Origin of the sequence: Mesorhizobium sp. CO1-1-8, from assembly GCF_020164875.1 — a bacterium.
Taxonomy (GTDB): Bacteria; Pseudomonadota; Alphaproteobacteria; order Rhizobiales; family Rhizobiaceae; genus Mesorhizobium.
This window is the reverse complement of record NZ_JAIUGZ010000025.1, coordinates 1-20,315: the sequence shown is the minus strand read 5'-3', so window position 1 is coordinate 20,315 and position 20,315 is coordinate 1. Positions and strand designations below refer to the sequence as shown.

At 62.5% G+C, this 20,315-nt stretch carries 20 protein-coding genes and 1 pseudogene; 12 read left to right on the top strand and 9 right to left on the bottom strand.

Annotated elements, in window-relative coordinates:
- Positions 1–64: 64 nt before the first annotated feature.
- A pseudogene (locus LB558_RS30840) lies at positions 65–521 on the bottom strand (tRNA (cytidine(34)-2'-O)-methyltransferase).
- 283 nt (positions 522–804) lie between these two features.
- Here LB558_RS30840 and LB558_RS30835 point away from each other — a divergent pair.
- From LB558_RS30835 to LB558_RS30815, 5 genes are read left to right on the top strand one after another with little or no spacing between them, the layout of a single operon-like run.
- Positions 805–1,368 (top strand): hypothetical protein, encoded by a 564-nt coding sequence (locus LB558_RS30835; RefSeq protein ID WP_224700947.1) that lies wholly within the window; start codon positions 805–807, stop codon positions 1,366–1,368.
- The gene (locus LB558_RS30830; RefSeq protein ID WP_032901410.1) at positions 1,355–3,241 is read left to right on the top strand and encodes an ABC transporter ATP-binding protein; all 1,887 of its coding nucleotides are present in this window, start codon (positions 1,355–1,357) and stop codon (positions 3,239–3,241) included. The genes LB558_RS30835 and LB558_RS30830 overlap by 14 nt, the downstream gene beginning before the upstream one ends.
- A 10-nt stretch (positions 3,242–3,251) precedes the next feature.
- Entirely contained in the window at positions 3,252–5,135 is a 1,884-nt protein-coding gene (locus LB558_RS30825; RefSeq protein ID WP_224700946.1) for an ABC transporter ATP-binding protein, read from the top strand.
- A gap of 4 nt (positions 5,136–5,139) precedes the next feature.
- Entirely contained in the window at positions 5,140–5,619 is a 480-nt protein-coding gene (locus LB558_RS30820) for a GNAT family N-acetyltransferase (RefSeq protein ID WP_224700945.1), read from the top strand.
- A 1-nt stretch (position 5,620) separates the two neighbouring features.
- Positions 5,621–5,932 (top strand): DUF6665 family protein, encoded by a 312-nt coding sequence (locus tag LB558_RS30815; protein WP_224700944.1) that lies wholly within the window; start codon positions 5,621–5,623, stop codon positions 5,930–5,932.
- A gap of 3 nt (positions 5,933–5,935) precedes the next feature.
- Here the strand turns inward: LB558_RS30815 and LB558_RS30810 are convergent, their stop codons facing one another.
- Positions 5,936–6,280: a cupin domain-containing protein gene (locus LB558_RS30810; RefSeq protein ID WP_224700943.1), complete on the bottom strand. Its 345-nt coding sequence runs from the start codon at positions 6,278–6,280 to the stop codon at positions 5,936–5,938.
- A gap of 314 nt (positions 6,281–6,594) precedes the next feature.
- On the opposite strand from LB558_RS30810, the gene petA reads away from it, so the two are divergent.
- From petA to LB558_RS30780, 6 genes are all read left to right on the top strand, one after another.
- Complete coding sequence (gene petA / locus LB558_RS30805) at positions 6,595–7,155, top strand: ubiquinol-cytochrome c reductase iron-sulfur subunit (protein WP_023809838.1); 561 nt, start codon at positions 6,595–6,597, stop codon at positions 7,153–7,155.
- Between the two features lie 16 nt (positions 7,156–7,171).
- The gene (locus tag LB558_RS30800) at positions 7,172–8,473 is read left to right on the top strand and encodes a cytochrome b (RefSeq protein WP_013529985.1); all 1,302 of its coding nucleotides are present in this window, start codon (positions 7,172–7,174) and stop codon (positions 8,471–8,473) included.
- Positions 8,474–8,501: 28 nt separating this feature from the next.
- On the top strand, positions 8,502–9,374 hold the full coding sequence (locus LB558_RS30795; RefSeq protein WP_023809837.1) for a cytochrome c1: 873 nt from the start codon (positions 8,502–8,504) through the stop codon (positions 9,372–9,374).
- 127 nt (positions 9,375–9,501) lie between these two features.
- Positions 9,502–10,197, top strand: coding sequence for an acid phosphatase (locus LB558_RS30790; protein WP_224700942.1), 696 nt, complete (start codon positions 9,502–9,504; stop codon positions 10,195–10,197).
- Between the two features lie 176 nt (positions 10,198–10,373).
- On the top strand, positions 10,374–11,519 hold the full coding sequence (locus LB558_RS30785; RefSeq protein WP_224700941.1) for an alpha-hydroxy acid oxidase: 1,146 nt from the start codon (positions 10,374–10,376) through the stop codon (positions 11,517–11,519).
- Between the two features lie 9 nt (positions 11,520–11,528).
- A complete protein-coding gene (locus LB558_RS30780; protein ID WP_013529989.1) occupies positions 11,529–12,074 on the top strand; it encodes an adenine phosphoribosyltransferase in 546 nt (181 codons plus the stop codon).
- A gap of 173 nt (positions 12,075–12,247) precedes the next feature.
- Here the strand turns inward: LB558_RS30780 and LB558_RS30775 are convergent, their stop codons facing one another.
- The 4 genes from LB558_RS30775 to LB558_RS30760 form a co-directional block, all read right to left on the bottom strand.
- Positions 12,248–12,718 (bottom strand): MaoC family dehydratase, encoded by a 471-nt coding sequence (locus tag LB558_RS30775; RefSeq protein WP_224700940.1) that lies wholly within the window; start codon positions 12,716–12,718, stop codon positions 12,248–12,250.
- The gene (locus LB558_RS30770; protein WP_224700939.1) at positions 12,715–13,191 is read right to left on the bottom strand and encodes a MaoC family dehydratase; all 477 of its coding nucleotides are present in this window, start codon (positions 13,189–13,191) and stop codon (positions 12,715–12,717) included. Before LB558_RS30770 ends, LB558_RS30775 begins: the two co-directional genes overlap by 4 nt.
- A gap of 122 nt (positions 13,192–13,313) precedes the next feature.
- Positions 13,314–14,288: a magnesium/cobalt transporter CorA gene (corA, locus tag LB558_RS30765; RefSeq protein WP_224700938.1), complete on the bottom strand. Its 975-nt coding sequence runs from the start codon at positions 14,286–14,288 to the stop codon at positions 13,314–13,316.
- Positions 14,289–14,525: 237 nt separating this feature from the next.
- Positions 14,526–15,860: a uracil-xanthine permease family protein gene (locus tag LB558_RS30760; protein ID WP_224700937.1), complete on the bottom strand. Its 1,335-nt coding sequence runs from the start codon at positions 15,858–15,860 to the stop codon at positions 14,526–14,528.
- A 136-nt stretch (positions 15,861–15,996) separates the two neighbouring features.
- Here LB558_RS30760 and guaD point away from each other — a divergent pair, with 136 nt between their 5' ends.
- Positions 15,997–17,361 (top strand): guanine deaminase, encoded by a 1,365-nt coding sequence (gene guaD, locus LB558_RS30755; RefSeq protein ID WP_224700936.1) that lies wholly within the window; start codon positions 15,997–15,999, stop codon positions 17,359–17,361.
- A gap of 64 nt (positions 17,362–17,425) precedes the next feature.
- Here guaD and ychF read toward each other — a convergent pair whose 3' ends face one another.
- The 3 genes from ychF to LB558_RS30740 all read right to left on the bottom strand — a co-directional run bounded on the left by ychF (position 17,426) and on the right by LB558_RS30740 (position 20,011).
- Positions 17,426–18,529, bottom strand: a complete 1,104-nt coding sequence (gene ychF, locus LB558_RS30750) for a redox-regulated ATPase YchF (RefSeq protein ID WP_224700935.1) — start codon at positions 18,527–18,529, stop codon at positions 17,426–17,428.
- Between the two features lie 91 nt (positions 18,530–18,620).
- Positions 18,621–19,346 carry an aminoacyl-tRNA hydrolase gene (gene pth, locus LB558_RS30745; protein WP_224700934.1) on the bottom strand — a complete coding sequence of 242 codons (726 nt, stop codon included), beginning with the start codon at positions 19,344–19,346 and terminating at the stop codon, positions 18,621–18,623.
- Between the two features lie 23 nt (positions 19,347–19,369).
- Positions 19,370–20,011 carry a 50S ribosomal protein L25/general stress protein Ctc gene (locus LB558_RS30740; RefSeq protein ID WP_023809827.1) on the bottom strand — a complete coding sequence of 214 codons (642 nt, stop codon included), beginning with the start codon at positions 20,009–20,011 and terminating at the stop codon, positions 19,370–19,372.
- Positions 20,012–20,315 lie beyond the last annotated feature (304 nt).

The window sequence follows — 20,315 nt, the reverse complement described above, 5'->3', positions numbered from 1 at the left end:
AACAAGTGGGGAAGCCCCTGTCGTCGTCGCCGACAGACGTGGTGTTGCCGACGGGTTGCGGATCCTATCCGAGTTGCCGGATGGCTTCGCCCGCCACCATGGCGACGGACAGCGCGACATTGATGCTGCGCGCCGCTCCCTGCATGGGGATGGTCAGCCGCGCATCCGCCGCCTGATGGACAGGATCCGGAGCGCCTGCGGATTCGCGGCCGAACAGCAATATGTCGCCGCCGGCGAAGGCGAAATCCGTGTAGGCGACCGTGGCTTTGGTCGACAGCAGCACCAGCCGGCGCGCCAGTTTTGCGCCAGTCCTCGAAGGCGTGCCAGTCGACATGCCGGGTCAGGGCAGCCATTTCGAGGTAATCCATGCCGGCTCGCTTGAGCGCTTTGTCGGAGAGCGGAAATCCGGCCGGTTCGATGATGTCGACGCCAAGTCCGAGGCACGCGGCGAAGCGCAGGATTGTTCCGGTGTTGCCGGCAATGTCAGGCTGGTAGAGGGCGATGCGGAGACGACAGTTCATTTCCGCGTCCTTCTAATAAGTGGCGGATCGGCCACAGCGGGCTCGCGGTTTTGGAAATTCCTCGACCTGCGGGTGGCCATTTTCTGCGAAGTCGGGTATACGGCCAGCATTGTCAACCCGAACCGATGGAGGGGTAATTCATGATGACCATGCACATCCAGCGCCCCACCCGTGGGCTTACTTGCGCCCTGGCGGTTTCGGTACGACGTTTCTCCTGATCTTTTAGGCACTTCCGCACCGATCTCCGCCGAAACCATTCCCTGGTCTTCGAAGGAATCCTGCGATGTTTTTCAAGCTGCCGAAGGGGCCGATGGCCCCGTCCCAACGCGTCTCGACTGATCCGTCGCCGATCCCGCGGCAGGACGTCGATCATCCATTTTATCTCTATTTCAACACGGAGGACGGACCGATGTTCGATCCCTACAGAATACCGGGCTCGAGGAGCCTGCATATCCACCGACTTCCGACCTGGGCGCTGCTGATCGGCGACACCTATTCGTCGGCGGTTCACGCCGAGGTTCGCCGCCGACCGCATCGCGGCATGCTGCCGGACGTCGATTTTTCGCGCGCGGTTCCCGATCCGAGCCGGCCGTCGCTGGTGCGCCGGATCATCCGGCTGGTCAGGCCGGGCGCGAAAAACCGGGCTGGCGGCACCGTGTCGTCAGGATCGTCTGGCGCAGCTGTCGGCGAAAAGCCCGCGAGCCCCTATATTGCGCGAAGTAGGGCCGACGGTCCGGGTGATTCCGGACCGTCGGCTCTTGATGCCATGGTACCGGGGACTTCGTACGCTCACGTGCCGCGTAAGCGGCAAATACATTTCACAGGCATGACCTATGTTGTTGTTTAGCTGGTTTGAAAAAAGGCTCGATCCGTTCCCCGCGGCGGAACCGGTCGAGCCGCCCAAGACGCTGGTTGCCTTCTGCGTACATTATACGCGCGGCGCGTGGCCCTATATCCTTTTCGACGCGGTGCTGGTGACGGCCATCGCGATCGCGGAAGTATGGATGTTCGGCTTCCTCGGCCGCATCGTCGACTGGCTGTCGGGGCAGAATCGCGAAACCTTCCTGCAGACGGAAGCCTGGAAGCTCGCCGGCATGGCCTTCATCGTGCTGTTCGCGTTGCCGGGCACGGTATGGCTGCATTCGCTCCTCAACCAGCAGACGCTGATGGGCAATTATCCCATGCGCATCCGCTGGCAGGTGCACCGCTATCTGCTCAAGCAGTCGATGAGTTTCTACCAGGACGAGTTCGCCGGCCGCATCGCGACCAAGCTGATGCAGACGGCTCTCGCGGTGCGCGAATGCGTCATCAAAGTGATCGACGTCCTGAACTACGTTATCGTCTATTTCCTCGGCATGCTGCTCATTGTCGGCTCGGCCGACTGGCGGCTGGCCGCGCCGCTCGGCGTCTGGCTGGTCGGCTATATCCTTTTGCTGCGGTTTTTCATTCCCCGGCTGGGCAAGGTCGGCGAGGAACAGGCCAATGCGCGCTCGATCATGACGGGCCGGGTCGTCGACAGCTACTCAAACATCCAGACGGTCAAGCTGTTCAGCCATGCACGCCGGGAAGCGTCATTCGCCAAAGACGGCATGTCCGGCTTTCTCGAAACGGTCTACCGGTCGATGCGGCTGGTGACAGTGCTTTTCGGCTCGCTCTACATACTGAACGCGCTGCTCTTGTTCTCAGTGACCGCGATGGCGCTGTGGCTGTGGCTGGGGCAAGCCGTGACGATCGGCGCGGTCGCCGTGGTCATCGGCCTTGTGCTCAGGTTGTGGGGCATGTCTCAATGGATCATGTGGGAAATGTCGGGCCTGTTCGAGAACATCGGCACGGTGCAGGACGGTATCGCCTCGATCTCGCTGCCGCGCCTTGTCGAGGACAGGCCGGACGCGAAGGAGATCAGCGTTTCCAGGGGTGAGATCCGGTTCGAGGACATCCGCTTCCACTACGGCAAGCAGAAGGGTGTGATCGAAGGCCTGTCGCTGGCGGTGAAGCCGGGCGAGAAGGTCGGCATCGTCGGCCGTTCCGGCGCCGGCAAGTCGACGCTGGTCAACCTGTTGCTGCGCTTCTACGACCTCGAAGCCGGGCAGATATTGATCGACGGCCAGGAGATCGCCGGTGTGAAGCAGGATTCGCTGCGTGCGCAGATCGGCATGGTCACGCAGGACACCTCGCTGCTGCATCGTTCGGTGCGCGAGAACATCCTTTATGGCCGGCCCGATGCCACCGACGAGATGCTTGTCGAGGCGGCGCGGCGCGCCGAGGCGCTGGATTTCATATCAGGGCTTTCGGATGCCAGCGGCCGCAAGGGCTTCGATGCCCATGTCGGTGACCGCGGCGTCAAATTGTCCGGCGGTCAGCGGCAACGCGTCGCCATTGCTCGCGTTATGTTGAAGGACGCACCTATACTTATCCTTGACGAAGCGACCTCGGCGCTTGATTCCGAAGCCGAGGCGGCGATCCAGGAGAATCTCTACAAGCTCATGCAAGGCAAGACCGTCATCGCCATCGCGCACCGGCTGTCGACCATCGCGGCGATGGACAGGCTGGTGGTGATGGACAAGGGCCGTGTCATCGAGGAAGGTTCGCACGAAGAACTCGTCGCCAAGGGCGGGCTCTACGCGCAGCTCTGGCAGCGCCAGTCGGGCGGGTTCCTGCTTGAGGACGGTCCCGCCGACGCCGCCAACGACGCACTCGCAAAGGGGCAAGCCGCAGAATGATGGCCGCCGCATGATGACAGCCGTCTATCGCTGGTTCGAGAGCTGGGTCTATCCGTTCAGGGAGCCAGCGAATCTTCGGCCACCGACCAGCGTCGGCGGCTTTCTCTGGCACTATGTCGGCCAGGCGAAGTTCGCCTTCTTCGCCATGCTGGTCATCGGCGGCATCGCGCCGCTGGTCGAGGCCGGCCTGTTCTACTTCGTCGGGCGGCTGGTCGATATTCTCGACCAGCTTCCCGCCGAGCGCAGCTGGCACGCACTGTGGGCCGCCGCCGGCCCTGAACTGGTTTTCATGGCCGTGGTGGTGCTGGTCATCCGCACCCTCGTCGTCGGCCTTTCGGCGCTGGTCGACGAACAGACGATCACGCCTGGTTTCTACAATCTGGTGCGCTGGCAGGCGCACCGGCATGTCTCGCGCCAGTCCTACGCCTTCTTCCAGAACGATTTCGCCGGCCGCATCGCGACAAAGGTCTGGCAGGCGGGGCAAGCCACCGGCGACCTGATGGAAAGCTTCATCGAGGTCGTCTGGTTCATGATCGTCTACACAGTGACGACGCTGGCGCTGGTCGCAGGCCTCGATCTCAGGCTGGCGGTGCTGGTGGTGATCTGGATTTCCGCTTTCGCTTGGCTGGCCAAGCTCTATTTGCCGGCAATCCGCAAGCATGCCGAGGAAACAGCCGAAGCCGGCTCGATGATCACCGGCCGCATCGTCGATTCCTATTCCAACGTGCAGACGCTGAAACTGTTCTCGGCCGATGGCGACGATCGCTACATCAGGAACGGCTTCGATATCTATCTCGACGCATTGCGCCCGTTCACCCGCCGGCTGACCGGCGTGCGCATGGCGCTGACGACGCTGTCGGGCATCATGATCACGGCGATCGGCTGTTTTGCCGTCTATCTCTGGGTCGAGGGCTCGATCACCGTCGGCGCTGTCGCCTTCACCCTGTCGCTGGTGCTGCGGCTCAACATGCTGCTTGGCCGGCTGATGATGCAGCTCAACAGCATCTTGCGAAACCTCGGCGTGCTGGAGAACTCCAAGGCGCTGATTTCGCAGCCGCTCGGCCTCACCGATGCGCCGGACGCCAAGGAACTCGTGGTGGCAGGCGGGCGTATCGAGGTGAAGAACGTCGAGTTCCATTACGGCAAAGGTTTCGGCGTGCTGAACGGCATCGACCTTGTCGTCAAGCCGGGCGAGAAGGTCGGGCTGGTCGGACCGTCTGGCGCCGGCAAGACGACCCTCGCCAATCTGATCCTGCGGCTCTACGATCTCGAGAGCGGATCGATCACCATCGATGGCCAGGATGTCGCCAAAGTCACGCAAAATTCGCTGCGCGCGAACATCGGCGTCGTCAGCCAGGATACGGCGCTGTTCCACCGTTCGCTGCGCGACAACATCAAGCTCGGCATGCCTGACGCGACCGATGCCGAGGTGATCGCGGCGGCGAAAAAGGCCGAGGCGCACGAGTTCATCCTGACCTTGCGCGACAACAGGGACCGCGCCGGCTACGAGGCCTTTGTCGGCGAGCGCGGCGTCAAACTGTCGGGCGGCCAGCGCCAGCGCGTGGCGATCGCCCGCGTCTTCCTCAAGGATGCGCCGATCCTGATTCTCGACGAGGCGACCTCGGCACTCGATTCCGACATCGAGGCGGCGATCCAGGAGAATCTGACGCGGCTGATGGAAAACAAGACGGTCATCGCCATCGCCCACCGGCTGTCGACGATCGCGGCACTCGACCGACTGGTGGTGCTCGATGGCGGCCGCATCGTCGAACAGGGCACGCATGACGAGTTGGTAGCACGCGACGGGCTCTATGCGCGGCTGTGGAAGCGGCAGTCTGGCGGTTTTCTCTATCACGAGGACAGCGTGCTCGAAGAGACACGCCCGGCGGAGTAGCTCCATGGGTGGATCAACAGGCGCCATCTCAGAGGTCGGCTACGTGCTCAAGCGGCTCCGGCCGACCATGCCGGCCTTCGACACGCTGAAGGAAGAGAGCCGGCTGGAAGGCTACTGGATGCTGGTGCGCTTGGCGGATGGCTGGGCAAGTGGCCGCAACAAGTTCCTGAAACGGGGCGAGGCGCTATACGGAGCCTGGCATGGAAGGGAACTCGCCGGCGTGTGCGGGTTGAACATCGATCCCTATTTCGAAGGCAGGGACCAGGGCCGGGTCCGGCACCTGTTCGTCAGCGCGCGCCAGCGTCGCGCCGGTCTTGGCCGGATGCTGGTCGAAACCGTTATCGACAGGGCACGTCACCATTTTGCCGCGCTGAACACCCGCGCGCCGCAAGAGGCTTCTGGTTTTTACGAACGGCTCGGATTTACGCGTGTGGAAGGCGAAGAGTTCGTCACACACCGCATGGTTTTCGGGAAAGGAGGCTGAAATGTCCTTGCGTCCGCCATCTCATCTTGCCGGCGGCTCGGCCGCTGAAGCGGCCTTCGACGCACTCGGCCATGAAATATTGGCGGAAAAGGCGGCAGCACTTGGCCGCGCCGGCCAGCGGGTAGAGGAAACGCTGGCCAGGCTGCGCGACAATGCCGACGAGCAACTGCGCCCCCGGTTGCTCAGGGATGCCGCCGAGGCGGTGCATGGCTATTTCATCCAGCGCGAGCTGTGCGGCTTGCGCAAGCACGATGCCGTCATTCGTGAATACAACATCCCGAAAGCAGTGCTGGCCAGGCTCGGCGCGAAATAGAGATCACTCAAGCCATTCCGTGATAAAGCTGCCATTCTCGTGGATGTCGGTCGTTTCCAGCGGGCCCGGGCCGAGATTGGTGAATTTGTGCGGCGTATTGGGCGGCACGATCAGGATCTGGCCGGCGGATGCCTCGATCTCCTGGTCGCCGACGGTGAACAGGCCGGTGCCCTGGCGGATGATGAAGATCTCCGCGTAGGGATGCGCGTGCAGCCGTGGACCGCCGCCGACATCAGGCAGGTGGTTGAAGATCAGGCAGGAGTTGGAGCCGTAGGCGCCACATTGCAACTCGCCCTTCCAATGGTCGGAGCGAACGGCCCAGGTGTCGCGGTCTATGACGTGTGCCATGATGGCAAGGATAGACCCGGCTGGCGCCTTGTGTCGAGCCGAACAAGGGCGTCGGATTTGCGGTTGTTTCCCGGTTGTTTAGCGATGTTTGGCGGCCATCCGGCGTCGTGTTGACCGGCGGCAGATTTTGTCCCCGCGACAATCTGCCCTTGTGCCTTCACCCGTCTGGACAAAAACGGGCTTCACGCATAAACCGAAGTCCAAATGCCGGAGGAATTCGCAAGCCTGTTCGCCATGCGCTGTCGGGTTGGCGTAATTGAGCGGGGAACAAGGCTCAGCCACCGGCACGGAAGAGGCGAAAGGATCAGGCACCCGTGAGCGCAACCGACACCCAGGATCCCAACCGTCGTGATTTTCTCTACGTCGCCACCGGCATGGCCGCAGTGGTCGGCGCGGGTGCTTTCGCGTGGCCGTTCATCGACCAGATGCGCCCTGACGCCTCGACGCTGGCGCTCGCCTCCGTCGAAGTCGACGTCGCCTCGCTGACGCCGGGCATGTCGCTGATCGTCAAATGGCGCGGCAAGCCTGTCGTGGTCCGCAACCGCACCGAACAGGAAATGAAGGACGGCGAGGCTGTCAATCTCGCCGATCTCAAGGATCCGATCGCCCGCAACGCCAATCTGCCGTCCGATGCGCCGGCGACCGACGCCAATCGCACCACACCCGGCAAGGAAGCCTGGATGGTGATGGTTCAGGTCTGCACGCATCTCGGCTGCATTCCGCTTGGCCAGGAAGGCGATTTCGGCGGCTGGTTCTGCCCGTGCCACGGTTCGCAATACGATACGGCCGGCCGCATCCGCAAAGGCCCGGCGCCTGAGAACATGGCGGTTCCGGTATTCAAGTTCATTTCCGATACCAAGATCCTTATCGGTTGAGGCAGGGGATATTTCGATGAGCGAGGGACACTCGACCTATACGCCCAAAACCGGTCTCGGACGCTGGTTCGACGCCCGCATGCCGCTGCCGCGGCTGGTCTATGACAGCTTCGTTGCCTATCCGGTGCCGCGCAACCTCAACTATGCATGGACCTTTGGCGGCATCCTTTCGATCATGCTGGTGGCGCAGATCCTGACCGGCATCGTGCTGGCCATGCATTACACGGCCGACACCAATCTGGCCTTCGGGTCGGTCGAGAAGATCATGCGCGACGTGAATTCGGGCTGGCTGCTGCGCTACATGCATTCGAACGGCGCCTCGTTCTTCTTCGTCGCCGTCTACATCCACATCTTCCGTGGCCTCTATTACGGCTCCTACAAGGCGCCGCGCGAGCTGTTGTGGATCCTTGGCTGCATCATCTATCTCCTGATGATGGCGACCGGCTTCATGGGTTACGTGCTGCCATGGGGCCAGATGAGCTTCTGGGGCGCCACCGTCATCACCGGCTTCTTCAGCGCCATTCCGCTGGTCGGCGACTGGATCCAGCAGCTGCTGCTCGGCGGCTTTGCCGTCGACAACCCGACGCTCAACCGTTTCTTTGCGCTGCACTATCTGTTGCCGTTCATGATTGCCGGCGTCGTCGTTTTGCACATCTGGGCGCTGCATGTCGTCGGCCAGTCGAACCCGACCGGCATCGAGGTCAAGTCGAAGACCGACACCGTCGCCTTCACCCCCTACGCGACCATCAAGGACGCGTTCGGCATGATCGTGTTCCTGTTCTTCTTCGCTTATTTCGTCTTCTACCTGCCGAACTATCTCGGCCATCCCGACAACTACATCGTCGCCAACCCGCTGAAGACGCCGGCCCACATCGTGCCCGAATGGTACTTCCTGCCGTTCTACGCGATCCTGCGCGCCATCACCTTCAATGTCGGGCCGATCAACTCCAAGCTCGGCGGCGTGCTATGCATGTTCGGCGCCATCGTCATGTTGTTCCTGGTGCCGTGGCTCGACACTTCGAAGGTGCGCTCGGCGGTTTACCGGCCCTGGTACAAGCTGTTCTTCTGGCTGTTCGTGGCCGATGCCATCCTGCTTGGCTGGCTGGGCTCGCAGCCGGCCGAAGGCAGCTATGTGTTCATGGCGCAGATGGCGACATTGTTCTACTTCGCCTTCTTCCTGATCGCGCTGCCGGTGCTCGGACTGATCGAGACGCCGCGACGGCTGCCGAACTCGATCACCGAGGCGGTGCTCGAGAAGAACAAGGGCGGCAGCGGACATCCGGCGGGCGCTACGGCGGCTCCGGAAACCAAAGGCTGAGCGGGTAGAGAATCTAAGGGGATTTGGCATGAAAAAGATTCTCACCTCGCTGGCGCTGATCGGCCTTGTGGCCGTCGCCGCTGGGGCCGCGGGCACTCGGGCGATCGCCGCCGAAGAGGCACACAATGTGGCCAATCCGACGCATTTCCCGATCGACGAGCCGAAGGAAATGGACTGGAGTTTTACCGGCCCATTCGGCACTTACGACAAAGCGCAGCTGCAGCGCGGCCTCAAGGTCTACAAGGAAGTCTGCTCGGCCTGCCATTCGATGAATCTGGTGGCGTTCCGCACGTTGTCGGACCTCGGCTATTCCGATGCGCAGATCAAGACGCTGTCGGCCGAGTACACGATCCACGACGGCCCCAACGATGCCGGCGACATGTTCGACCGTCCCGGCAAGCCGTCCGACCACTTCCCGCCGCCCTTTGCCAATGAGGAAGCCGCCGCTGCCTCCAATGGCGGTGCTGCTCCGCCCGACATGTCACTGCTGGCCAAGGCACGCGGTGTCGAACGCGGCTTTCCGCAGTTCGTCTTCGATATCTTCACCCAGTACGATGCGGGCGGCCCCGACTATATACACTCGCTGCTGACCGGCTACGACCAGACGCCGCCGGCCGGCATGGTGATCCCGGAAGGCACCCACTACAATCCGTACTTCATGTCCGGCGTGTCGCTGAAAATGCCCAAGCCGCTCTCCGACGGCCAGGTGACCTATGATGACGGCGCGCCGCAGACCGTCGACCAGTATTCCCGCGACGTCTCCGCCTTCCTGGCGTGGGCGGCCGAGCCGCATATGGAAGACCGCAAGAAGACCGGTTTTCGCGTTCTGGTGTTCCTGCTTTTGTTCGGCGCGCTGGTCTATCTCACCAAGCGCAAGGTGTGGGAAGGCGTGGCGCATTGAGCCACACAATCAAGTGATCGAAAAGGGCGCCGAGAGGCGCCCTTTTGCATTTCCGGAGGCCTGTCGTGTCACATGGCCGTCACCGCATCCGGCGATCCTGTGCTGCTCTCATCAAAGGATCGCACCCATGAAAAGATACGCATCGCTCGCGGCAGGCCTGTTGCTGCTCATCGTCGGCTCGGCCGCGCAAGCGGAAGACGCCCAGCCCTTCGTCACCAACAAGGACGTCGACCTGACGATGATCCTGCCGCCGCCGCCGGCAAATGATTCGGCGCAGACCAAGGCCGAACTCGGCGAAGTGCTGACGCTGCAGGTCACGCGGACCCCAGAGATGGTCGCCAGCGCCGTCGCCGACGCCGAGGAGAATGTCTGGCGCTTTGCCAACGTCATGGGGCCGAAATTCAACAAGGAAACGCTGCCGAAATTCAGCGCCTTCTTCGATCGCGTCGTGGCCACCGAAGGCGCCGTCGTCGATCCGGCCAAGGATGTCTGGAAGCGCCCGCGCCCGCACCAGCTCAGCGACCTCGTCAAGCCGGCGGTCAAGCTGTCGAGCTCCGGTTCCTGGCCGTCCGGACACGCCACCGTCGGCACCATGATGGGCATCATCCTGTCCGACATGGTCCCGGAAAAGCGCGCCGAGATCATGGCGCGTGCGGCTGAATACGCCCACAATCGTGAAGTCGGCGGCATCCACTACGCGTCCGACGTCGAGATGGGCAAGATTTCCGGCAGCGTGATTGCCGCAGTCCTGCTCAACCGGGACGACTTCAAGGCCGAGTATGAAGTGGCCCGGGCCGAGCTTCGCTCCGATCTCGGCATGTAATCTTCTTCAGTCGAATTTAGACGGGAAGGGGCGCCTCAGGCGCTCCCTTCTCGTTTAGGCAGTGCTTGAGCGGAGGTTCGGTAATTAGTCCGTTGGCATAGCGGCATCAGCTTGATATTCGACGCATCGAACGGTGGCGGGGAAACCTGTCCCGCCACGGCCTTTGGAATTCGATGATGCGGCTCAGCGACTGTCACAATTTTTCCGATTTCCGCCGCATGGCGCAGCAGCGGCTGCCCGGGCCGATCTTCAATTACATCGACGGCGCGGCCGACGATGAGGTCACCTATCGCCGCAACACCGAAAGCTTCGAGACCTGCGACCTGGTTCCCAACGTGCTGCGCGGGGTGAGCGAGGTCGACATGTCGGTGACGGTCATGGGCCAGAAGCTGGCGATGCCGTTCTATTGCTCGCCGACCGCCTTGCAGCGCTTGTTCCACCATCAGGGCGAGCGCGCGGTCGCCAAGGCCGCCGCCAAATACGGCACCATGTTCGGCGTCTCCTCGCTTGGCACCGTCAGCCTCGAGGAGGCGCGCAGCATCAGCAGCAGCCCGCAGGTCTACCAGTTCTATTTCCATCGGGATCGCGGTCTTAATCGGGCGATGATGCAGCGGGCAAAGGCGGTCGGCGTCGAGGTGATGATGCTGACCGTCGACAGCATCACCGGAGGAAACCGCGAACGCGATAAACGCACCGGCTTTGCCATTCCCTTCAAGCTCAATCTCGCCGGAATGGCACAGTTCGCGCTCAAGCCGGCATGGGCGATCAACTATTTCACGCATGAGGGGTTCAAGCTGCCGCAACTCGACGAGCACGTCGACATGGGCGGCGGCACGATGTCGATCAGCCGCTACTTCACCGAGATGCTCGACCCGTCGATGACGTGGGACGACGTCGCCGAGATGGTCAAGCTTTGGGCGGGTCCATTCTGCCTCAAGGGCGTCATGTCGGTGGAGGATGCAAGACGCGCCGTCGACATCGGCTGCAGCGGCATCGTACTGTCGAACCATGGCGGCCGGCAGCTTGATGGCTCGCGGGCGGCGTTCGACCAGCTTGCCGAGATCGTCGATGCCGTTGGCGACAGGATCGACGTCATCATGGATGGCGGCGTGCAGCGCGGCACCCATGTGCTGAAGGCGCTGTCGCTCGGTGCCAAGGCCGTCGGTGTCGGCCGCTATTATCTGTTTCCGCTCGCGGCGGCCGGCCAGCCCGGCGTCGAACGGGCGCTTGAGCAGATGCGGGTCGAGATCGAACGCGGCATGAAGCTGATGGGCTGCAGTTCGATCGAACAATTGTCGCGCAACAACCTCCGTTTCAGGTAATCTCGACCCATGAAATCCTCTCTCGAAGACACGCTGCTTGCCGCGATCCGCACCATTCCGGACTATCCCAAGCCCGGCATCCTGTTTCGCGACATCACCACGCTGCTCGGCAATGCGCGCGCCTTTCGCCGCGCCATCGATGAGCTCGTGCATCCCTATGCCGGCCAGAAGATCGACAAGATCGCCGGCATCGAGGCGCGCGGCTTCATCCTCGGCGGCGCCGTTGCCCATCAGCTCTCGGCCGGTTTCGTGCCGATCCGCAAGAAAGGCAAGCTGCCCTACGAGACGGTGCGCGTCGCCTACAGCCTGGAATACGGTCTGGATGAGATGGAGATGCACAAGGACGGCGTCGCTCCGGGCGAGAAGGTGATCCTGGTCGACGATCTGATCGCCACCGGCGGCACCGCGGAAGCGGCGGTCAAGCTGCTGCGCCAGATCGGTGCCGACATCCTCGCCGCCTGCTTCGTCATCGACCTGCCGGACCTCGGCGGCCGCGCCAAGCTAGAGGCGCTCGGCGTGCCGGTGCGGACGCTGATTGGTTTCGAAGGGCATTGAGCTGAGCGGGGCTATCCTTCTCCCTTTGTGGGAGAAGGTGGCCAAGCGAAGCTCGGTCGGATGAGGGGTGTTCCAGGGAACGCCAACGCCTCACTCCGTCCAGCACCTCTCAACCGTCTCGGCGCTGAGCGCCGATCCACCTTCTCCCACAAGTGGAGAAGGAAGAGGCGCCACTACTCTGTCTTCACCAGCACGGCGCTTTCGAACTCGAGGACCTTGTCGCCGGTCGGATCAAAAGCTTCCGAACGCAGCGCCAGCAGCCGCCAGCCAGGGCGTGAGGCGATCGGGCGGTGGGACAGTGCGGTGCGGGTGAAGGTGACGGTTTGCCCGGCATAGACCGGCTTCAGCCATTTCAGGTTCTTGAAACCGGGCGAGGGGCCGAATTCCGGCACCGGGCCGGGGCCGCTCCACGCAGCGATCTCGGCGTCCATACGGTTTTCCAGATTGAGTTTCATCCAGGTCGCGGTCGTGTGCCAGCCGGATGCGCAGAGGCCGCCGAGCACGCTTTTCTTCGCGGCTTCCTCGTCGATATGGAAGATCTGCGGGTCGTATTTGCGGGCGAAGGCCTTGATCGCCTCGGGCTCGAATGTGTGCGAGCCGAGCGTGACGGTGGTGCCGATACGGAAGAACTCATCCAGTGTCATGCTTGGCTCCCCGCGGCATCGCGCGTGAGGAACATGACGGAGTTCTCGAGCTCGAAGACGCTTTCGCCACGCTGGTTGAACAGCTCGCTGCGCATGGTGACGAAGCCGAGTTGCGGCTTCGATTTCGACAGGCGCTTGGCAACAACCAGCAGGGTGCCGGTGAGTTGATCGCCGGCCAGGACCGGCTTCTTCCATTTGACCTGATCGACGCCGGGCGCGCCCTGGCAGGTCGAGTCCAGCAGGAACGCATCGCACAGCATGCGCATGAACATGGCGCAGGTGTGCCAGCCCGACGCCGCCAGCCCGCCAAGGATGCTGGCCTTGCCGGCTTCCTCGTTGAGATGCATCGGCTGCGGGTCGAATTCTCCGGCGAATTCGACGATCTCGGCGGCACTCACGAGCTTCGATCCGAGGTCGATCGACGCGCCCTCGATGAAGTCCTCATAGGCCCATGTTTTTATCTCTGCAGTCATGTCTGGAATCCGGCTTGTCGACCCACGATCCCCAGGATGGGGGTTTCCGGATGCAGGCCGGCGTTCATTTGGTCAAGCGATTTCTACTGCGCCAGCCTGTGGCAGCCGATCGACAGGGCCACTCAGAGCCAGCCGCGGCGGCGGAAATACCAGAAGGGCAGGATCGCCGACATCACCATCATGGCGATGGCGAAGGGATAGCCAAGCTCCCATTTCAACTCGGGGATGACGTCGAAATTCATGCCGTAGATCGAAGCGACCAAAGTCGGCGGCAGGAAGATGACGGCGGCGACCGAGAAGATCTTGATGATGGCGTTCTGCTCGATCGAGATCATGCCAAGCGTGGCGTCGAGCAGGAAGGAGATCTTCTGCGACAGGAAGGTGGCGTGGTCTGCGAGCGACAGCACATCGCGCGACAGCGTCTTGATGCGCGCCTTGGTGTCCTTGCTCATCTTGGTGCGGGTCGAGGCATGGGCGAAAAAGCCTGCCAGGCGCTGCAGAGAGATCAGGCTGTCGCGGATCGAGGAGGCAATGTCCTCCTTGCGGCCGATGGCTTTCAACAACTCTTGGAAGTCGCGATTGCGCTTGGAAACCTTGGTCGATCGCGCTTCGAAAATATCGCGCGAGATCGCCTCGATGTCGCGGCCGGCACGTTCCAGAATATCGGCGAGACGGTCGACGATCGCCTCCAGCAAGCCGATCAGGATGGTGTCACCGCTGGTACAACCGGTCGCCACCTTCTCGGCGCGCTGCGGAAAGGTCTTGAAGGCCTTCGGCTCGTGATAGCGCACAGTGATCAGCCTTGTGCCGGCGAGCACGAAGGTGACAGGCGACATCAAGGGATCGTCGACCTCGGTCTGGGCGGGCAGGGTGGCGGTCATGAAGTAGGCGCCGTCCTCGACATAGAGGCGGCTCGAAATCTCGATCTCCTCCATCTCCTCGCGCGTCGGGATGGCAACGCCGAGCCAGCTCTCGATCGTCGCTTCCTCTTCCTTTGTCGGGTTGAACAGGTCGGCCCAGACGATGGTCTCGCTGTTTGCCAGGAGATCGTCGACGACGCGCAGGCGATCATTGTCCACGACGAAGGCCTTGATCATCGCCTGATATCCCTTGCTCGGGCCAAAGGGTGCGTTCGGATTGACGCGTCGTGTTGGATTGCACGAGACGGACACTTTCGCCGAAAGCGCGGACCGCGTACCCCAGCCGATTAGACCCGTGATGTGACAAGGTCAAGGCAGGCCATGCCGCCCGCAAAACAGGTCAACGGCACGTGCTGTCAACGATGCAGAGAGATAGCGGACAGCACATTGCCGCCCGCTATCTTAGGGATACGTCTACCGGGACTTTGGCAGGATTTGATGCAGCACGATGGCCCAGACCGCGCCGAAGGCGATTGATGAGCCGAGGATGTACTGCACGAGGTCAGGGAGCGTCTTGACGAAATCCGGCGGCGCCAGCGTGGCAAACAGCGCCATCAGGATCGGCAGACCGATGACCAGCATGTTCCGCTCGGTCAGGGGTGTACCGCGCACGACGCGAAAACCGTTCATGGCGATGACGACGCAGAGGACGCCGAAAACGCCGCCGATGACCGGCCCCGGTATCGAGGCGATGACCGCCGAAAGCTTGCCGATCAGGCCGAACAGGACCAGGAAGATGCCGGCCGCGGCAAAGGCGGCGCGGCTGGCAATACCGGTAATGGCAATGATGCCGGCATTGGACGAATAGCCTGTCACCGGCGTGCTGCACAGCAGCGCGCTGACCAGGCAGCCTAGGCCTTCCCCGGTGGCGCCTCGGTCGAGCTGCTCGTCCGACAGCGGCTTGTCGATGACGGCGCCGACAGCGAACCAGGTGCCGGTCGTTTCGGCAAGAACGACGATATAGACTATCAGCATCGTCAGTGTCGCAGACAGCGAGAACGTCACATCGAGATTGAGGAAGGCGATTCGCGGCATGGAAAACCATGTCGCGTCAGCAACGCCCGCCATGTTCAACTGGCCCATGAAGGCGGCGGCCACGCTGCCTGCCACCAGGGCGATGATCACGGACAGCAGGCGCAGCCAGGCGCCCTTCGCGCCAAGTGCCATGCCGGTCAGCATGCAGCCGACGAGGAAGGCAGCGGCGATAAAAGCGAGGACGATGTTGCCGCCGACCGTGGCGGTGCCGTGGACCGCGAACACGCTCTCCTTGAGCGCCACCGGCATCAAGGCGACGCCGACGACGATGATGATCGCACCGCCGACGATGGGCGGTACGAAGCGGTTGACAAGGCGATGGAAGATCCTTGTCGGCGACCCGAGCAGCATGACCAATATGGCACCCGGAATGAGCGCTCCGACCACGGCGGAAAGGCCGCCGATGCCGCCGCCCGCTCCGAAGGCGATGGCCAGCACCGCGCCGATCGGGACGAAGGATGGCCCCTGCACGACCGGCAGTCGCATCAACAGCTGCGACTGGATCAGTGTGGCGATGCCTGCGGCGACGAATGCGGACTGGATAAAGGCGCCGGCATCGCCGACGCTGAAGGCGAGCACCGATGCGATGATAAACGGCACAATATAGACGTCCATCGCCAGTACGTGCTGGAGGCCGAGCAGCGCTGCCTTGCCCCATGGCAGCGGATCGTCCGGTTGGGCAATCAATGTGATCTCTGGTGCAACGCGTTCCATATACCGTTCCCCTTCTGGCCCTCTGGAAATCTTCGCTCGATCATGGGATCAGTCGGTGCCGAAGGACAGCGGCGACAACATTTGCCAACTGTTTTTTTGTAGGCCAAGCAGACTGTTAGCCGAATCGGAACCGCACATGACGACAGAGCCCTTCACGCTGCTCGGCACCGCCTTCCATACGCCCCAACGCGGCAGGCTGGAGGTGTTGAAGGACCATCTGTTCAGCGTCGATGGGCAGGGGTGTATCGCGGAGATTCTGGCGCCTGGTCATCTGGAGTACCAAGCGAGGCAGAACGCTGCACGCCAGTCTGGCACGCTGGTTGAGCTTGCCGATGGACAATTCCTGCTGCCTGGCCTGATCGACCTGCACATCCATGCGCCGCAATGGCCGCAGATGGGCAAGGCGCTGGATGTGCCGCTTGAAGTCTGGCTGCAGAAATACACCTTTCCGCTCGAAGCGCGCTACGCCGACGTCGACTATGCCCGCGAGATCTATGCCGATCTGGTCGACAATCTGCTGGCCAACGGCACCACCACGGCGCTCTATTTCGCCACGGTCCATGTCGACGCGAGTCTGGTGCTTGCCGAGACCTGTCTTGAGAAGGGGCAGCGCGCGCTTGTCGGCAAGGTGGTGATGGACGATCCAGAGCAGTGCCCGCCCTTCTACCGCGACGCCGATGCGGCAAGCGCGGTGTCGGACACCAGACGGTTCATCGAGGCGGTCAAGGCGCTGGATCCGCGCGACAGGCCGCTCGTCCAGCCGGCGATCACACCGCGCTTCATCCCAAGCTGCACGGATGCGGCGCTGCAAGGACTCGGCGAGCTGGCAACCGAATTCGGCTGCCACGTGCAGACGCATTGCTCGGAAAGCGACTGGGCAAAGCAGTTCGTCGAGACGCGCTTCGGCCGCACCGATGCGGCAAGCCTTGATGGTTTCGGCCTGCTCACCCGGCATACGATCCTGGCGCATTCGAATTTCATCGATGAGCAGGATATGAACCTCATAGAGGAGAGGGGCGCGGGTGTTGCCCATTGCCCGCTGTCCAATTTCTATTTCGCCAATGCCGCATTTCCGCTGCGCGCGGCACTTGACCGGCACATGCATGTCGGGCTCGGAACCGACATTTCCGGAGGCTACAGCCCGTCACTGTTCGACGGCTGCAGACATGCATTGTCAGCATCGAGGACGCTGCAAAGCGGTGTGCATGCCGGCCTGCCTCCGGAGCAACGCGGTGCGCCCGGCGAACCCATCACGCACCAGGAGGCGTTCTGGCTGGCGACCGCCGGCGGTGCGGAAGCCCTTGATCTGCCGACGGGCAATTTTCGCGTCGGCTATGAGTTTGACGCGCTGCTGATCGACACCAGTGCCAGGGCCTCGAACATCCACATCGGCATGGCCGACGATACGCTTGAGGAGATATTCCAGAAGATCGTGCTCAACGCAGCGCGGGCCAACATCGCCACGGTCTGGGTGAGTGGCAGCAGGGTGGTCAGCCAATAGCCGATTTCTCGGCCACGGAGAGAATCGCTGATCACGCCGCCACGGCGGCGTGACCTTCCTCACATCACGTGTTGAACTTGAACAGCAGGATGTCGCCGTCCTGGACGACATATTCCTTGCCTTCGTCGCGCGCCTTGCCGGCTTCCTTGGCCGCCACTTCGCCGCCCAGCGTGACGAAGTCGTTGTAGGCGATGGTCTGGGCGCGGATGAAGCCGCGCTCGAAATCGGTGTGGATGACGCCAGCGGCCTGGGGGGCCTTGTCGCCCTTATGGATGGTCCAGGCACGCGTCTCCTTCGGCCCGACGGTGAAATAGGTGATGAGGTGCAACAGCTCGTAGCCGGCGCGGATGACCTTGTTCAGGCCGGGCTCGTCGAGGCCGAGCGAGGACAGGAATTCCATCTCTTCCTCATCCGAGAGCTGGGCGACCTCGGCCTCGATCGCGGCCGAGATGACGACAGTGCTGGCGCCTTGCGCCGCCGCCATCTTCTCCACGGCCTTGGTGTGCTCGTTGCCGGTGGCGGCGTCGGCTTCGGCGACGTTGCAGACGTAGAGGACCGGGTGCGAGGTCAAAAGGTTGAGCCCCTGCAGGATGCGCAGGTCTTCCGCCGAGATTCCCTTGAGCAGGACGCGGGTCGGCTTGCCGGCTTGCAGCAGTTCGAGTGCGGCCTCCATCATCGGCAGCACTGACGTCGCTTCCTTGTCCTTGCTGCCGGCGCGCTTGCGGAATTGCACGATGCGGCGCTCGAGGCTGTCGAGGTCGGCGAGCATCAGCTCGGTTTCGACCGTCTCGGCGTCGGCAACAGGGTCGATGCGGCCCTCGACATGGGTGATGTCGTCATCCTCGAAGCAGCGCAGCACATGCACGATGGCGTCGACCTCGCGGATGTTGGCGAGGAACTGGTTGCCCAGCCCTTCGCCCTTCGAGGCGCCGCGCACCAGGCCGGCAATGTCGACGAAGGAGATGCGGGTCGGGATGATCTCCTTCGACTTGCCGATCGCCGCGATCTTCTGCAGGCGCGGATCGGGCACCGCCACCTCGCCGGTGTTCGGTTCGATGGTGCAGAACGGATAGTTGGCGGCCTGCGCCGCAGCCGTCCTGGTCAACGCGTTGAAAAGCGTCGACTTGCCGACGTTGGGCAAGCCAACGATGCCGCATTTGAAACCCATTTTTGTCCGGTCCTATCGGGAAAATAGAAATTTGATCAGGGCTATGGGCGATAGGGGTGATCAACGTCAAGCCCTGTGGCGCCAATCCCGCTCAGTCCTTGCCGCCGAAGAGTTTCTTGAGCATGGCAGCCATCGGGCCGGATTCCGGCAGCTTGGCTGGCACCTGCTGCGGCCGTGCCTGGCGGACGTGACTTTGCTGCTTCTGCGCCGGCTGCTTCGGCGCCGGCTTTTCAGGTTCCGAGCCGGCCTTGCCCTGGACGGCGAGGCTGGCCTTGTTCATGAAGCCGGACTCGTCGCCCTTGGCGATCATGGCGGCGTTGTCGGCGATCGCGTCGAGCAGCGGTTCGAGCCATTCGCGGTCGGCCTTATCGAAATCGCCGAGCACATGGTGCTGGACCATTTCCTTGACACCGGGATGGCCGACGCCGATGCGTACGCGGCGATAGGCATTGCCGACATGGCCATCGATTGAGCGGATGCCGTTGTGGCCGCCGGCGCCGCCGCCGGTCTTGATGCGCAGCTTGCCTTCGGCAAGGTCGATCTCGTCATAGAAGACGGTGAGTGCGGAAAGCTCAAGCTTGTAGAAGCGCAGCGCTTCACCGACCGACTGGCCGGACAGGTTCATGAAGGTCTGCGGCTTGATCAAGACGATCTTTTCGCCGCCGAGCGTGCCTTCTGAAATCAGGCCCTGGAACTTCTTCGACCAAGGCGAAAAGGAATGGCGGCGGGCGATTGCGTCCGCCGCCATGAAACCGACATTGTGCCGATTGCCGGCATATTTCGCGCCCGGATTGCCGAGACCTGCAAACAGCAGCATCGCCTGCTCCGGGCGTGAAAGAGTTACTTCTCTTCGGCGGCAGGAGCCGCTTCGGGTGCAGCCGCTTCAGCCGTCTCTTCCGTCTCCGGCTTCATCGCCGACGAACCGGCAATGGTCGCGATGGTGAAGTCGCGGTCGGAGATCACGGGCTTCACACCGGCCGGCAGCTTGACCGCCGAGATGTGGATCGAGTCGCCAATGTTGGCGCCGGTGAGATCGACGGTGATGAATTCCGGGATCGCATTGGCCGGGCAGTGGAACTCGACTTCGTGACGCACGATGTTGAGCACGCCGCCGCGCTTGATGCCGGGCGACTTGTCCTCGTTGATGAAGTGGACAGGCACGTCGACATTGACCTGGGTGTCCTTGCCGATACGCAGGAAGTCGACATGGACAGGGAAATCCTTGACCGGGTCGAGCTGGAAGTCCTTCGGCAGGACCTGGATCTTCTTGCCGTCGACATCGATCGTGGCGATCGTGGTCAGGAACCCGCCGCCATGGATCTTGTAGTAGATGTCCTTGTAGGTGAGCGCGATAGCCAGGGGAGGCTGCTTGTCACCATAGATTACTGCAGGCACTTTACCGTTGCGGCGAACTGCACGGGCGGACCCCTTACCGACCTGTTCGCGTGCTTCGGCCTTGAGCTCGTAAGTGTCGTGGCTCATGGCATTTCCTTTCGGTTTGTTCTGGAGCGCTCACGGTTGGCAGAGTGCCTGGACCGTAAACGTCGAAAGCCGACATACTCACGCATGATCTGGTCCGAAAACCGGAATCCACTTTTCGGGATCATGCGGGAAGGCGGCCTTCCGCCGCGTTGCCTCCAAGGGTGTCTACGCGGGTGGCGGCTCTATAGCGGAAGGCGGCCGGAGGTGCAAGCCAAAGGCAATCGGCATGTCGTAAGCACACGAGTTGTCCGGATTAGGTAGCACGTGAGTTGTCCGGTTTGATCTTCAGCGAACGGAGGCTGGG